This window comes from Bradyrhizobium sp. NBAIM01 (assembly GCF_020194115.1).
Classification (GTDB): domain Bacteria; phylum Pseudomonadota; class Alphaproteobacteria; order Rhizobiales; family Xanthobacteraceae; genus Bradyrhizobium; species Bradyrhizobium yuanmingense.
The window spans coordinates 440,537-455,058 of the sequence record NZ_JADYVU010000003.1 but is presented as its reverse complement, the minus strand read 5'-3'; the positions used below and the strand labels follow the sequence as shown (position 1 = coordinate 455,058).

12 protein-coding genes are annotated in these 14,522 nt (G+C 66.8%); 2 read left to right on the top strand and 10 right to left on the bottom strand.

All coding sequences use genetic code 11. From position 1 onward, the window contains the following. Positions 1-185 precede the first annotated feature (185 nt). From I6F31_RS12880 to flgB, 9 genes are all read right to left on the bottom strand, one after another. Positions 186-866: a lectin gene (locus I6F31_RS12880; protein WP_036013064.1), complete on the bottom strand. Its 681-nt coding sequence runs from the start codon at positions 864-866 to the stop codon at positions 186-188. Between the two features lie 144 nt (positions 867-1,010). Continuing rightward, positions 1,011-2,024, bottom strand: coding sequence for a TIM44-like domain-containing protein (locus I6F31_RS12875; RefSeq protein ID WP_036013065.1), 1,014 nt, complete (start codon positions 2,022-2,024; stop codon positions 1,011-1,013). Between the two features lie 230 nt (positions 2,025-2,254). Then, positions 2,255-4,843 (bottom strand): PAS domain-containing protein, encoded by a 2,589-nt coding sequence (locus tag I6F31_RS12870; protein WP_036013067.1) that lies wholly within the window; start codon positions 4,841-4,843, stop codon positions 2,255-2,257. A 155-nt stretch (positions 4,844-4,998) separates the two neighbouring features. Beyond that, positions 4,999-6,078 carry a flagellar biosynthesis protein FlhB gene (gene flhB, locus I6F31_RS12865; RefSeq protein WP_036013070.1) on the bottom strand — a complete coding sequence of 360 codons (1,080 nt, stop codon included), beginning with the start codon at positions 6,076-6,078 and terminating at the stop codon, positions 4,999-5,001. Positions 6,079-6,091: 13 nt separating this feature from the next. Beyond that, the gene (gene fliR, locus I6F31_RS12860; protein WP_027575944.1) at positions 6,092-6,862 is read right to left on the bottom strand and encodes a flagellar biosynthetic protein FliR; all 771 of its coding nucleotides are present in this window, start codon (positions 6,860-6,862) and stop codon (positions 6,092-6,094) included. Between the two features lie 17 nt (positions 6,863-6,879). After that, positions 6,880-7,143 carry a flagellar biosynthesis protein FliQ gene (gene fliQ / locus I6F31_RS12855; protein ID WP_225185491.1) on the bottom strand — a complete coding sequence of 88 codons (264 nt, stop codon included), beginning with the start codon at positions 7,141-7,143 and terminating at the stop codon, positions 6,880-6,882. Positions 7,144-7,250: 107 nt separating this feature from the next. Beyond that, positions 7,251-7,559, bottom strand: coding sequence for a flagellar hook-basal body complex protein FliE (gene fliE, locus I6F31_RS12850; protein WP_036013071.1), 309 nt, complete (start codon positions 7,557-7,559; stop codon positions 7,251-7,253). Positions 7,560-7,575: 16 nt separating this feature from the next. Next, the gene (gene flgC / locus I6F31_RS12845) at positions 7,576-8,001 is read right to left on the bottom strand and encodes a flagellar basal body rod protein FlgC (protein WP_036013073.1); all 426 of its coding nucleotides are present in this window, start codon (positions 7,999-8,001) and stop codon (positions 7,576-7,578) included. 19 nt (positions 8,002-8,020) lie between these two features. After that, the gene (flgB, locus tag I6F31_RS12840; protein WP_036013075.1) at positions 8,021-8,425 is read right to left on the bottom strand and encodes a flagellar basal body rod protein FlgB; all 405 of its coding nucleotides are present in this window, start codon (positions 8,423-8,425) and stop codon (positions 8,021-8,023) included. Positions 8,426-8,778: 353 nt separating this feature from the next. Here flgB and I6F31_RS12835 point away from each other — a divergent pair, with 353 nt between their 5' ends. Further along, positions 8,779-9,753 carry a flagellar biosynthetic protein FliO gene (locus I6F31_RS12835; RefSeq protein ID WP_225124698.1) on the top strand — a complete coding sequence of 325 codons (975 nt, stop codon included), beginning with the start codon at positions 8,779-8,781 and terminating at the stop codon, positions 9,751-9,753. Then, positions 9,750-10,508, top strand: a complete 759-nt coding sequence (gene fliP, locus I6F31_RS12830) for a flagellar type III secretion system pore protein FliP (RefSeq protein WP_036013079.1) — start codon at positions 9,750-9,752, stop codon at positions 10,506-10,508. The genes I6F31_RS12835 and fliP overlap by 4 nt, the downstream gene beginning before the upstream one ends. Before the next feature lie 187 nt (positions 10,509-10,695). Here the strand turns inward: fliP and I6F31_RS12825 are convergent, their stop codons facing one another. After that, a complete protein-coding gene (locus I6F31_RS12825) occupies positions 10,696-14,412 on the bottom strand; it encodes a tetratricopeptide repeat protein (protein ID WP_225185490.1) in 3,717 nt (1,238 codons plus the stop codon). Between the last annotated feature and the right edge of the window lie 110 nt (positions 14,413-14,522).

Below are 14,522 nucleotides of genomic sequence, written 5' to 3'. Positions count from 1 at the left end.
AGGCGGAACGGCGGTTCAACATACGCCGTCATTGCGAGCGCAAGCGACTTGTCCGCCGAAGCCTTGGCGAAGGCGGAAGCAATCCTGAAATGCCTCCGCGGAGACACTCTGGATTGCTTCGTCGCAAGAGCTCCTCGCAATGACGAATGGAGAGAGCTCCGCGACGGTGGAGAGAACTCAGCGCCTCAATTCGCCGCGAAGCAGTACAGCAGCCCGTCGCCGCCGGTGGTCTTCAAATCGGCCTGCGAGCAGCCGCCGTCGGGACCGCGCGAGGGGTGAGAGCTATTCCAGGATTTCGAGGGTTCGTCGTCGCGCAGACCCCGGCGATCGAAATGGCCGACCATCGCGGCGCCTTGCGTGCTCGACGTCCAGTTCTTGCAGGTGCGATCGTCCGGCCCGGCGAACGCGGTGCCGTCCGGTTGCGATCCCGTGAGGATGTCGTGCCGGTTCGGCTGGTCGCCGGCACCATTGATGACCTCACCCTTTTCGCTGAGCGCGGTCTGCTTGGTGAGATTGTTCGTCGCGCCGTGCAGCTCGGCGACGTCCTTGGCGATCACCGTGCCCTTGGCGTTCTGCCACGGCCCCTTGCCGATGCGATCCTTGGCGTTGACGGCCGGCTTGCCGTCGGCGGCCTGCGTCGACAGATAGGCGCGCCAAGTCTTTGTGCCGGCGCCGGCCGCTTGTGCAAGCTTCTGGCATTGCGCGTCGGCTCCTTCGAGACCGCCGAGATCGGCGCCCTTGCCGGGCCCGTTCGACGTCACGAAGAAGGTCATGTCGGCCGACTGCGCTTGCGCCGATGGGGCAGCAAGCAAGACAATAGCCAGCGCAACACCGGAAATCGTCATGGATTTCTCGATACGGATCATCCTGTCCTCCCAACGTTTTTTTTGTTCGCCGCCTGACTTCAACCCGAGGCGCCCCCGCTTATTCCGATGCCGTGCTGCGAGAGGCCCAAAAGAAAAGGGCGCCGTGCCGAAGCACGACGCCCTGGTTCCTCATCTCGTCCGCGATCAGTTGGTCTGCTGAATCGCTGACAATTCCCAGCCTGTGCCCGGCCGGCGGGCGAAGGTCCAGATCTCGGTCGCCTCGCCCGGCTGCTCGCTGCCGGCGACGATTGCGCCGGTGTTGCGATCCACCGTCTTGTCGGTGAGCGCGAAGCGCAGCGCCACCGTGGCATAGTCGGTCTCGCCTTCGCGCCAGGCTTCCGCGAGGTCGCCCTGCAACAGCTTCACGTCCGCGACCTTGTTGACCACGTTGCGGGCGCGGTTCTGGGCGAGGTCCTGCTCGAAATAGGAGACCATTTCCGGCGTCGCGAGCGTGTGCAGCTTGGCCACGTCCTCGTTCGACCAGGCGGCCTGGACGTCGCCGAGCAGGCGCTCGAACGCCTCATAGTCGTCCGGCTTGATCTCGAGCGGCGCGTTGTTGGCGCCGAAGCCGAAGCCGCCGAGTCCGCTACCAAGGCCGCCACCGAGGCCGCTGCGATAGTTCGTCTGCGGTCCGGGCGCTGCGCCGGCCTCAGCATTGGCGTAAGCCGCCCGCGGAGTGTGACGGCGCTGCCACCAGGACATTGCCAGCCGGACCACGAGCACCACCAGCGCGATCTGGATGATCAGGCCGATGATCGAGGACAGGCCGCCGAGGCCGCCGAACAGGCCGCCACCGAACAGCATGCCGAGCAGGCCGGCGCCGAGGAAGCCGGCCGCAAGGCCGCCCATGAAGCCGCCGGCGCGGCCAAACAGGCCGCCGCGCGCCGGCGCGGTCGCGGCCGAGTTCATGCCTGCGCCCGGCTGGGTGTAGGTGCGGTTGAACTGCGAGGCCGAGCCGGGTGCGGTCGTGGTCGACGGCGGCGCCGAATAGGAGCGCGTACCGCGCGAACCGGACGACATGCCGCCACCCGCGCGGGCGTCGGCCGACGAGATCGTCAGCGCGGTCGGCAGCGCAAGCGCCAGCACGACGGCGATCGTGTTGAAGAATTTCCGGGAGCGAAGCGAGAAAGTCATGTGCGTTTCCCAAATCCCCGGCATGGGGACGTGCCCCTAAGATGGTCAGACTTCCCGAAAAGTGAAGCCGGTTTCGGAACTTGCGGCTGCGGCCCTCAGTCGCGGGGATGTGGCAAAAGCCCATATATGACAGGGGTTTTACGGGAACCATTGGAGGATGCTTACCGCCGGGTTTACGACCCGATTTCCGCTTTTCCCCGGGTCCGCGAGCCGAGCTGGCCCACCAGCCGTCATTGCGAGGAGAGCGGCAGGTCTCACCCCTGCTTCGTCATCGTCTCCTTCACCGCCGCGACCAGCTGGCTGAGCGTGAAGGGCTTTGGCAGGAAGTCGAACTGCTGGCCTTCGGGCAGGCTCTTCTCGAAGGCATCCTCGGCATAGCCGGAGACGAAGATGAACTTGATGTCGGGGTTCTTCTCGCGCATGGCCTTCAACAGCGACGGGCCGTCCATCTCCGGCATGACGACGTCGGAGACGACGAGATCGATCGCGCCACTTTGCTCGTCCAGCACCTCCATGGCCTCGACGCCGTTCTCGGCCTCGACCACGGTGTAGCCGCGCGAGCGCAGGCCGCGGGCATTGAGCGCGCGCAGGCCCTCCTCGTCCTCGACCAGCAGGATGGTGCCCTGCCCGGTGAGGTCGGTACGCGGCTTCGCCTCTGCCGCCGCAGCGGGCGCGGCTTCCTTCGCGGCTCCGCTGGTCGCGCCGATTGCGGCTGCGGGCTGCTCGACCTGCACCTCCGGTTCGGCGATGTGGCGCGGCAGGAAGATGTGGAACGAGGTGCCCTGCCCCGGCTCGGAATCGACGTAGATGAAGCCGCCGGTCTGCTTGACGATGCCGTAGACGGTGGAGAGCCCGAGGCCCGTGCCCTTGCCGACCTCTTTCGTCGAGAAGAACGGCTCGAAGATCTTGTCGCGGATGTCGGCGGGGATGCCGGTGCCGGTGTCGGCGACCTCGATGCGGACATAATCCGCGGCGGGCATACCCTTGTAGGCGAGCTTGCCCGAATCGTCGCTGGTGACGTTGGCGGTGCGGATGATCAGCTTGCCGCCGTCAGGCATGGCGTCGCGCGCGTTCACCGCGAGGTTGACGATCACCTGCTCGAACTGGGAGACGTCGACCTTCACCGGCCAGAGGTCGCGGCCGTGGACGAGGTCGAGCTTGACCTTCTCGCCGATCAGCCGGCGCAGCAGCATGGTGAGATCGGACAGCGCGTCGCCGAGATCGAGCACCTGCGGCCGCAGCGTCTGCCGCCGCGAGAACGCCAGCAACTGCCGCACCAGGGTGGCGGCGCGCGTTGCGTTCTGCTTGATCTGCATGATGTCCTGGAACGACGGGTCGGTCGGCTTGTGCGCGTTCAGCAGGAAGTCGTTCGCCATCATGATGGCGGACAGCACGTTGTTGAAGTCGTGGGCGATGCCGCCGGCGAGCTGGCCGACCGTCTCCATCTTCTGCGACTGGTTGATCTGGTTTTCCAGCGCGCGCCGCTCGGTGGTCTCGAGCATGTGCACGATGGCGGCTTCCGCCTCGGTCTCGGCCGAATCGACCGGCGTCACGAAGAACTGGCCCCAGCGTTCCTTGGCCCCTTCCAGCGCCACCTCGACCGGCGCGATATCGGCCTTGCCTTCGGCGGCCTGGTTGATGGCCGCGATCAGGAGGTGCCGGTCGCGCGAATTGACCGCGCGGAAGATCGACTTGGAGGAGGTGTCGAGCCCCAGCGCCTGACTGAGCTTGGCGTAGCGCGCATTGGCGCGCACCACGTTGCCGGCGCGATCGACGGTCGCGATCGCCATCGGCGTGTGGTCGAAGAAGCGCATGAAGCGCACTTCGGCGGCACGATCAGGGTCGCTGCGCTCGTCGCGGGCGCGGCTGATCACGAGCGTGCGCGAGGGCCCCGGCGCGCCGTCGGCGCCGAAGGCGAGCTTGTGATAGAGCCGCACCGGCATGGTCTTGCCGGTGCGCATGCGCAGGTCGATGTCGAACACCTCGGTCTTCACCTCGCCCGGCACCGCCACGATCGAGGTCAAGAGCGAAGCGCCGTCGCCGGAGACGATATCGGTAAGCTTCAGGCCGCCGGAGCCGATCTCGGCGAGGTCGTAGTCGAGCCAGTTCGCCAATGTCGCGTTGACATAGGCGAGCTCGCCGGCCGGATTGACCGAGAAGAAGCCGCACGGGGCGTGATCGAGATATTCGATCGCGTGCTGGAGCTCCTGGAACACGTCCTCCTGGCGTTCGCGGTCGCGCGTGATGTCAGCGATCGACCACACCGCGTATTTCGCCTCGCGCTTGCCGGTGCCGAGCGGGCGCACGCGCATGCGCAGCCAGCGGCCCTGATTGCCGTCATGGCCGGAGATGCGCACCTCTTCCTGCTGCCGCTTGCCCTCGCGGGCGGCCTTGAGCAGCCGGAACACGGCTTCCGAGACGTCGGGATTGCCGATGAAGACGCGCTCGACGGGGCGCACGTCCTGCGGGCCGGTGGCGCCGGTCAGCGTCAGATAGGCAGCATTGGAGTAGACCACGTGTCCGCGCGCGTCGGTGACCGCGAGCCCGTCGAAGGCGTGATCGGAGATGCGGCCGATGACGGGATCGTCGAGATTGCGGTCGGCGAAGCGGATGATGCCGGCGGCGAAGGCGAACAGGTTGAACAGGCCGACCATCGCCAGCACGGCGAGGATACCGAGGATATAGGGCTGCGCCTGCGCGCGCCCGAGCGTCATCAGCCCGACGGCCACGGCGACGAGGCCGGCGGCCACCAGCAGCACCAGCGCAATGCTGCCCGAGCGCGGCGACGGCTCGTGCGCCGCAACGGGCTCGCGTGTGAGGTCGTGGTCGGTCTCGGCGGTCATTCTCGAGCTGGCGCAGCCTGTCGGCAGAGAATCAACGCGCCACCGGGCGCGTGGGGTCCTCCCTGCCTGAATCGGACCCTGAGGTGCAAGGGCAGCAGCGGCAAAAGGTACGCTGATTCCCAGATTACGGCCATTTCCGGTTCTTTTCGGGCATCTTATCCCCGCCCGGCGCTGAATCCGCGCTTCAGGCGCATGACGTAGCCGATGACTTCGGCGACGGCATGGTAGTGCTCGGTCGGGATCTCCTGGTCGATGTCCACTGTGGCGTAGAGCGCGCGGGCCAGCGGCACGTTCTCCACGATCGGGATGTCGTGCTCGCGCGCGATCTCCCGGATCTTGAAGGCGAGATTGTCGACGCCCTTGGCGACGCAGATCGGCGCGGTCATGCCGCGCTCGTAGGACAGCGCTACCGAATAGTGGGTTGGGTTGGTGATGATCACGGAGGCCTTGGGAACCGCCGCCATCATGCGCTTCTTGGCGCGCTGCTGCCGGAGTTGCCTGATCTTGCCTTTGATGTGGGGGTCGCCTTCGGACTGCTTGTACTCTTCCTTGATCTCCTGGAGCGACATCTTCTGCCGCTGGAACCAACTTCGGTACTGGAAGAAATAGTCGGCGATGGCGACGATCGCGAGCGCGGCGACCACCGCGCCGAGCAGTTGGATGGTCATGCTGGTGCTGGCGCCGAGCATGGCGGCCGGATCGAGCCTGACCATCGCCTCCATGCGGTGCCGCTCCGGCCACAGGATCATGGTCATGACCACGGCCAAGGCGACGAGCTTGCCGATGCCTTTGAGAAAATTGGCGGCCGCCTGCTTGCCGAAGATGCGTTTGAAGCCGGCGCCGGGCGAAATCTTGTTGAATTTGGGCTTGAGGGACTCGGCCGACCAGACCAGCCGGTGCTGCAGCATGTTGCCGGCGATGGCCGCCAGCACCAGCATCAACAGGGGCACGCCGACCGCGGCAAGCACGGCGAGCTCGATCTGCTGCATCAGCGCCAGCAGGGCCTTGCCGTCGGTCTTGATCATCCAGGAATTGGCAAGCAGGTTGCGCATCGGCGTCAGCAGCCCGCTGCCGACCGAGCCCGAGAAGGTGGAGACGACGAGCGTGCCGCCCGCCATCATGAACCAGGTGTTGATCTCCTGGCTCTTGGCGACGTCGCCGCGTTCGAGCGCATCGTCGAGGCGCTTTTGCGTCGGGTCTTCTGTTTGACTTTCGGGATCGTTGTCTTCCGCCACCGATCGATCCCCCTCACTTGAGCGGCATCATCTGGTGCATGACACCGATGAAGTAGTCGAGAAAGGTGCCCATCATCGCGGTGAGCACCACGGCAAGCACCAGGAAGCCCGCGAAGATCGACAGCGGCACGCCGACGAAATAGACCTGCATCTGCGGCATCAGCCGCGCCAGCACGCCCAGTCCGATATTGAAGACGAGGCCGAACACCAGGAACGGCCCGGAGAGCTGCAAGCCGAGACGGAACGCGGCGGCGAAGGCACGCGTCGCAAGCGAGGCGACGTCGCCGCTCGACACGGTCTCGCCCGGCGAGAAGATCGTGTAGCTGTCGTTCAGCGCCGCGATCACCAGATGATGGCTGTCGGTGGCAAACAGCAGCGTCACGCCCAGCATGGTCAGGAAGTTGCCGACCAGCACGCCCTGCTGGCCCTGCGTCGGATCGACCGAGGTGACGAAGCCGAGCCCCATCTGCTGCGCGATCACGGATCCCGCAACCTGGAGCGCCGACAACGTCACGCGCGCGGTCGCGCCGAGCACGATGCCGATCGCGATCTCATGCAGCATCAGCACCAGCAGCGGCGCCAGCGAGCCCATGTCGACCTGATAGGCGTTGCGATGCAGCGGCAGGATGATCAGCGTGAGCAACAGCGCGATCGACAGCTTGATCCGCGTCGGGATGTTGGTCTCGCCGAGGCCGGGCAGCAGCATCACCATCGCGCCGACCCGGGCGAAGGCGAGCATGAAGGAAGCGGCGAGCGCCGGCAGCAACGAGACGTCGATGCGCATAATTCACGCATAGTGCCTCAGCCGCCTATGATTCGCGACGATATCCGCAGCATGTGGGCGTGCATCGAATTGGCCATGAACGGCAGCGCCAACAGCATCGTGGCAAAGATCGCGAGGATCTTCGGCACGTAGATCAGCGTCTGCTCCTGGATCTGCGTCAGCGCCTGGAACAGCGACACGATGACGCCGACCACGAGGCCGACCACCATCAGCGGCGACGACACGATCACGATGGTCCAGATCGCATCGCGCGCGACGTCGAGGGTCTCGGGTCCGGTCATTTGGAGGTTCCGATGGGGTTAGAGGAAGGCGCGAGAAGCGAGTAGCGAATCGCGAGTAGCGTATGGTGGCCAGAGCTCGCCATTCGCCACTCGCCATTCGCTTCAAATCAGATCGGCATCTTCATGATGTCTTCATAGGCCGCGATGACGCGGTCGCGGACCGAGACCAGCGTGGACACCGCGACATCGGTGTCTGCGACCGCCGTAACCACGTCCATCACGTTGGCCTTGCCGGCGGCCATTGCGACCGTCTGCGCGTCGGACTTGCGGCCGGATTCCACGACGCTTCCGACGGCGTCCTTCAGCAGCGCGGCGAAGGATTGCCCGTTCGGTTCGCTGCCCTTGCCAGCGCCGGTGTTCTCCAGCACGCGGGCGAGGCTGGCGTAAGCATTGGCGGCAATTGTCGGTGATGCCATGGCTCAAATGTCCTGTTCAGCTCTTGAGGATGTCGAGCGTGCGCTGGATCATCCGGCGCGTCGCACTGATGATGTTGAGGTTGGCCTCGTAGGACCGCTGCGCGTCGCGCATGTCGGTCATCTCGACCACCGAGTTCACGTTGGGATATTTGACGTTGCCGCTGGCATCCGCAGCCGGATTGTTCGGCTCGTATCGGACGCGGAAGGCGGACTGGTCGGGCTTGATCCTGCCGAGGGTGACGACCTGCGCGTCGAGCGTGCGGTCGAGCGCGGATGAGAAGGTCGGCACCTTGCGCCGGTAGGGATCGCCGCCGGCGGTCTGCGCCGTCGAGTCCGCATTCGCGATGTTCTCCGAGATCACCCGCATGCGGCCGGCCTGCGCGCGCAGGCCCGAGGTCGCGATTGCCATGGAGCGGGCGAAGTCGCTGCTGTCATTTGCCATGATCCGCCTCCTTTAGGGCCTAACCTTTGCCGATCGCGGTCTTGAGCAGGCGCAGGCTCTTCGAATAGAGCGAGGTCACCGCGGCGTAGTCCATCTGGTTGCTGGCGGCCTTCATCATCTCCTCCTCGAGATTGACGGCATTGCCGGCGGGGCGGGTCTCGAAACCCGCGTTCTTGTTCTGGTCGAAGGCGGAAGGGGCCCCCGACGGCGCCAAATGCGAGGCGCTGGTCCGGGTCAGGACCAAGGGCCCCATGGACCCCGTGACGGCGCCGGCCTTGTCGAACTTCGGCTCGACCAGGTCGCGCGGCCGGAATTTCGGCGTGTCGGAATTGGAGACGTTCTCGGACAGGACGCGCTGGCGCTCCTGATGCCACTGCATCTTGGTGCGAAGCACCGACAGTTCCGGAATATCGTTGATGGACATCGTCGCGGCTCCCTCCGCCCCGACGGACCCTAGGGACCGCCGCTAGGCAGAATTTGCCGCCTGTATGGTTAACAGCTGGTTAAGGACCGGTCGTGATGCATGTCCCCAGCCGAAATCTGATTCTTGCGCCCCCGAGATTCGACGGCGCGAAAAGTGGCATTAACCCAACCGTTTGGCGAGACGTGCACAGGGCAAGAAGTCGTTTTGGATCGGGCGATTCATGGGTTATTAAGAGTTGGGGACGGCAAAACTTGCCGTGGAACGTTAAGAAATCGCAGTTTGGGGCATCGTCCGCCGGTGGTCGGCTCGACTGACCATGGGCACGAGAAAAGCGCCATTTGTCGGGGACAAGTATGCAAGGCAGCCCTATCACCTTCATCGTCGCGTTCATCGTCGTTCTGGCGTTGATCGGCGTCGCTGCATGGCTGGTTCGCCGATTCGCCGGAAGCCGCATCGGCGCCAACACCCAGCGCGGCCGGATGCCCCGCCTCGCCGTGATCGACGCCGCCGCGGTCGACGGCCGGCGCCGCCTGGTGCTGGTCCGGCGCGACAATGTCGAGCATCTGCTGATGATCGGCGGCCCGACCGACATCGTCGTCGAGCCCAACATCGTTCGCGCCGCGCCCAGCCGCGACCAGATTCCGCAACGTCCGAGTGCCGCCGAACCGCCGCGCCTTGCCCCCCTGCCCGATGCCGGCGGCTGGGCCGACGACGCGCCGCGGCCCGAGCTGCTCGATCATCCCGAGCCGCAAATGCCCGAGCCGCCGCCGCGGCCCGCGCGGCCATCCTTCGCCGACGAAGTGCGTCGGCCTGCGCCTGCACTGGCCGAACGCCGCAGCGAGCCGGCTCTGGGCGGCTTTACGCCGGAGCCGATCGCGCCACGTCCCGAGCGCGAACCGCGGCCCGAGCCGCTGCCGCCGCGCATCGCCCGCGGCGAGCCGCCGCTGATGCCGCGTCCGCCGCGCGGCAGTGAGCCGATGAAGATGCCGCCGGTGCGGGCCGAGCGCGCCGCGGCGCCACCGCCTCCTCCACCCGTGCCGCAGGCTGCCCCCGTTCCGCCGCCGGCAGCGGCTGCCGCGCCCTCGAGCGCCGAGCAGAATCTCGCCGAAATGGCGCAGCGCCTCGAGGCTGCCCTGCGCCGCCCGGCCGGGGAAACGGTCGCGCCTCCGGTTGCGCCGGAGCCGCCGCCCGCTCCGGCGCGCGCCGCCCGCAGCGAGCCGCCGGCACCGCCCGCTGCGCCGGCGAAGCCGGCTGCGGAAAAGACCAGCTTTGAAAATCTCGAAGACGAGATGGCCTCCCTGCTCGGCCGTCCGAAGCCATCTTCGTGAGGTTGCCCGCCCTCCCGCGTAGAGTTCTTTTCCTTTCTGTCCTGGTCGGCGCGGCTTCGCTCGCAATGCCGTCGCATGCCCAGGACATCAGCATCAATCTCGGCGGCGGCGCCGGTGGCGGCGGCGTCACCGAGCGCGCGATCCAGCTGATCGCGCTGCTCACGGTGCTCTCGATCGCCCCGTCGATCCTGATCATGATGACGTCGTTCACCCGCATCGTGGTGGTGCTGTCGCTGCTGCGCACCGCGATGGGCACTGCGACCGCCCCGCCGAACTCGGTGATCATCGCGCTCGCGATGTTTCTCACCTTCTTCGTGATGGGCCCAGTGCTGCAGAAATCCTACGACGAGGGCATCCGCCCGCTCGTCGCCAACCAGATCGGCGTCGAGGACGCGTTCCAGCGCGCCTCCGTGCCGCTGCGCGGCTTCATGCAGAAGAACGTGCGCGAAAAGGACCTGAAGCTGTTCCTGGACCTCTCCGGCGAGCCGCCGCCGGCCACGCCCGACGATCTCGCCTTACGCATTCTCGTCCCCGCCTTCATGATCTCCGAGCTGAAGCGCGCCTTCGAGATCGGCTTCCTGTTATTCCTGCCGTTCCTGATCATCGACCTCGTCGTCGCCTCCGTGCTGATGTCGATGGGCATGATGATGCTGCCGCCGGCGACGATCTCGCTGCCGTTCAAGCTGATCTTCTTCGTGCTGGTCGACGGCTGGTCGCTGGTGGCGGGGAGCCTGGTGCAGAGTTACGGGGGGTAAGGCTTCGTTCGCTGCTGCGTCCTTTCCGCTCTCAGCGACAGCCCCCGCTCCCTCCTCGTCATTGCGAGGAGCCCTTGCGACGAAGCAATCCAGACTGCCGCCGCGGAAAGAGTCTGGATTGCTTCGCTGCGCTCGCAATGACGAGTTTGTGGCGCGGTCGCGGGCCGCGCTTCGCGCGGAGACAGTCCTACCGCGTCATCTTGATCTGCCGCACGACCGGGATCGTGGGCAGCGAGCCGGTGTGGTCGCTCGTATCTTTGGCCTGCGGCGCGCCGGGCGCGCGGGCGGTGGCGTCGGGGAAGCGCTGCTTCATCTCGCGCAGGAAGCCGTCGAGCGTGTCGACGCTGGCAGCGAGCTTGGCGATCTCAGCGAATTCGGCGCTGGAGGCTGCGGCCGGCTTGCTCGCAATGTCGAAGGCGAGACGGTCGGCGCTCTCGCTCATCAGCGGGGCGTATTTCTCGCGGAAGCGCGACAGGCCGATCGAGTCGTCGGCGAGGGCGTAGCCGACGGCGGCGCGGATGATGTCGCTCTTCTCGACCGTATTGAGCGGCTTGAAGTCGCGGAAGCGGTCTCCGTAATAGAGCTCGATCTGCTCGGCGGATTCGCGCCAGCGCCGCGCCGCCCAGAAGATGTCGGAACGCAGGCGCAGCACTTCCCGCCCGGCGACGTTGGAGACAATGTCGAGCGCAAGATCGTGACGGCCGACGTCGCTCTGCGCACGCGCCTCCAGCAGCAGGCGCTGCTGCCGGAGCTCCCCGGAGAGATCGCTGATGCGGCTCGCGCGTAGCGCGGTGATGGCCAAGTCGGGCTTGCGGTTGGCGAGATAGATCATGGCGAGGCGCGCGGCGACCTGGGCGCGCGCGGCGCCTTCGAGGCGATGATCGATCTGGTATTGCAGGAGCTCGGCGGCCTGATCGAGCAGATCGATCGAGGCGAGACGGTCGGCGAGACGGCGGATCAGCTCGTCGCCGCGGCGGCCGATCGGCGTCAGCTCGCGGAACTCGTAGAACATCCCGAGCGCCTCGACCGGCGGCAGCTCGTCGCCCTTCGGCCCGAGGAAGATCTGCGTGAACAGCTCGGAGGCGAGATCCTGCGCCTGACGCGAGGCTTCGGCGTTCGGCTGCAGCCGCGTCGCGGTACGCGCGGCGGTGAGCGCATCGCGGTAGCGCCCGTTCTCGGCATAGAGGCGCGACAGCATCTGCAGCGTCTTGACCTCGATCGCATCGCCGCGCCAGGTCATCGACAGCGTCTCGAGCTCGCGCAGCGCCTCTTCCTTGCCGATCTCGTCGCGCTTCTGACGCAGCGCGATCTCGAGCTGCTTGGCCTCGGCCGCAGCCGGACGGTCATTCGAGGCGACCGCGAGCTTGTAATCGTCGAGCGCATCCTTGTCGTGGCCGAGCGCCTCGGCGAGCCGGCCGCGCAGCACGGCGAAGCCTGGCGCGGCCTCGGGCGGGACACCGACCACCTCGAGCTCGTTGCGGCGCTTGGAGGCGCCGGCATAGTCCTTCACCTCGAGGGATGCGCGCATCGCGTCCATCGTCACGATGCGCTGGATGTCGAGCGGCAGCGAGGCGATGGCGAATTCGACGTTCTTGAACTTTTCGCGCGCATCGGCCCATTTGCCCTGGCGCGCATAGGCGAGCGCCTTCCAAAGCTGGGAATCGTGGCTATTGCCGATCGCAGGATTGGCGAGATCCTTCAGGCCCTGCGCCGGCCGGCCGATCAGGATGTTGGCGATCGCATGCATGATCAGCGCGCCGCTCTCCTCCTTGTTGAGCGGATCGCTCAGCATCACGTCGGTCACGGCCTTGGCCTCGTGATACATGGCGCGCGACATGTAGAATTGCGCAAGATCGAGCCGCGGCAGCGAACGCAGCGCCGGCTCGACCGCCGAGATCGCCGTCATCAGTTCGCCCTGGCGCGCCATGAAGTTTTCCGACTGGCCCTTGCGCCAGCCTTCGGGACTGAAGATCGGGCGCACGGCGGTCGGCGCCCGCTCGGCCGAGATGTCGACCGGCGACAGGGTCAAGCCGCCCTTCTTGCCGAGAATGACCTTGTCGGAGCCGACCTCGACGCCGATCTCGTCGGAGTTCGGCCGGATCGCGATGCCGTGCGCGGATTCCAGCAGCGAGAGATCGACGAGGTCCTGCCGCTTGATGAAGCCGCGCACCGGCCGCAGCGCGGTGACGACATAGAGCGTGTCGCCGGCATCGGGATCGGTGAGCTTGTGCAGTTGGCCTGGATTGGCGAAGGGGATCGCGATATTGGCGAGCGCGGGATCGGTGATGTTGCGCGACATCATCAGCGGCAGCGGCGTCGCCTGGATCTTGTCGGCGAGCGTCAACATCCAGTTGGTCTCCTTGCCGACCTCCTCGCTCGTCAGCGAATAGACCAGCGGACGGGTGAGACGGATGCGCACCGCCTGCGCCTTGTCGAGCGGGACGCGGCCGACCTCGCCGATCATCGCGCCGCCCTTGGTGCGGATCGCCTCGACATCGACGAGCTTCGGCGTATCGAACACCAGCCACACGGTGTCGCCGCGGCGGAACGCCGCCGCCGGCGTTGCGACCTGAAACGGGAACGTCACGCGCAAGCCGTCGCTGTCGCGGCGCGCATCGACGCTGGCAATCGCGGGCGCGACCGGCACCTCCGCCGGCACAGCCTTGGCAGCATCCTTGCCAGCATCCTTGGCGGCATCCTTGACCGGTTCCTTCGCGACCTCCCTGGGCGCTTCGACGTGCGCAGGCGCAGCCGCCGGCTTCGCAGCTTCCTTGGGCGGTTGGGCCGCTTCGGCCGCGGGAGAGGCTGCCGGTTTCGGCGCTTCGGCGGGCGGCAGCGCGGCGGGCGCTTCCACCTTCACCTCGGGCTTGATGTCGATCCTGGCCTCGCGCGCGATCGTCTCGGAGGTCGGCGGTGGGATCTCGCGATGGGCGTCCTTCTTCTCGGCGGCGGGCTTTTCCGGTGCAGGTGCAGCGGCAGCGGCAGCCGCCGGCCCGCGACCGACCGGCTTCATCTGCGCGATCGTCGCCTCGGGCGTTGCCGCCAACTTCCCCTTGTCGGGCTGGAAGGAGACGTCGACGACGTAGTTCTTCTCGTCGCGGAACGAATGCACGTCGGCATCGCCGATCAGCGCGATCTCGACATTGGTCTGGTCGATATCGGACTTCTGCTTGATCGAGGCGACGTTCGGCGGCGCGGCGAGAACCGCGTCCGCCAGGTCGAAATTGAGATTGGCGTTGAAGACGAGCGTCAGCTTCTGCTCGTTGAGCACGGAGGAGACGCCGACCCCGTCGGGCATCTCGAACACGAAGCGCACGAAGGTCGGCTGCACCGAGGCGCGCACGCGGATCGGCGGACGCTTCCTGGACTCCGCGGCGGCACGCTGGGCGCGCAGCGCACGCTCGGCCGCGCGTGCCCGCTCGGCAAGCTCCTTGACCACGTCCATGGGCAGGCTCGGCGGCGGCCCCTTCCAGCCCTCGGGCAGCAGGTCGATGAAGGTGCGCTCGCCGGCGTTCATGGTGTTGACGGTGACGCGCCGCGCCAGCGACAGGCGGATGGCGCCGCCGTCAGGGTCGCGGCGGGCGGAATTGACGTAATCGGGCGCGCCTTCCGGAATGCGCTCGACGGGCACATCGACGGGCCGGTCGAAGCGGATGACGAGGATCGAGCCCGCGGTCGTCACCTCGGAGGGAACGTCCTCGCCGAGCTTGATGACCAGACGGGCAAAGCCGCCACCGGCTGAAAACGTCGCCTCGCCCCTGATCGGATCGGCCGCCCGGCCGGGCGCCGCAAGGCCAAGCAGGAGACAGGCCGCCAGCAAGGCCGCGGCGCGGGCGTGACGCGACAAGCCCCGCGCCGATGCGCGGGCTCGCGACACAAATCCAGCGGCAGCCTCTCGCGCCATTGGCGGCATTTCTTCCGGTTCGGCGGGCATGCCGGCACTGGCGCCGGCCCGTGCCGTCGACTGTAGGTCTCGCCAATTAAGGACTTGTTAATGCTATGTCTTGATTTGCG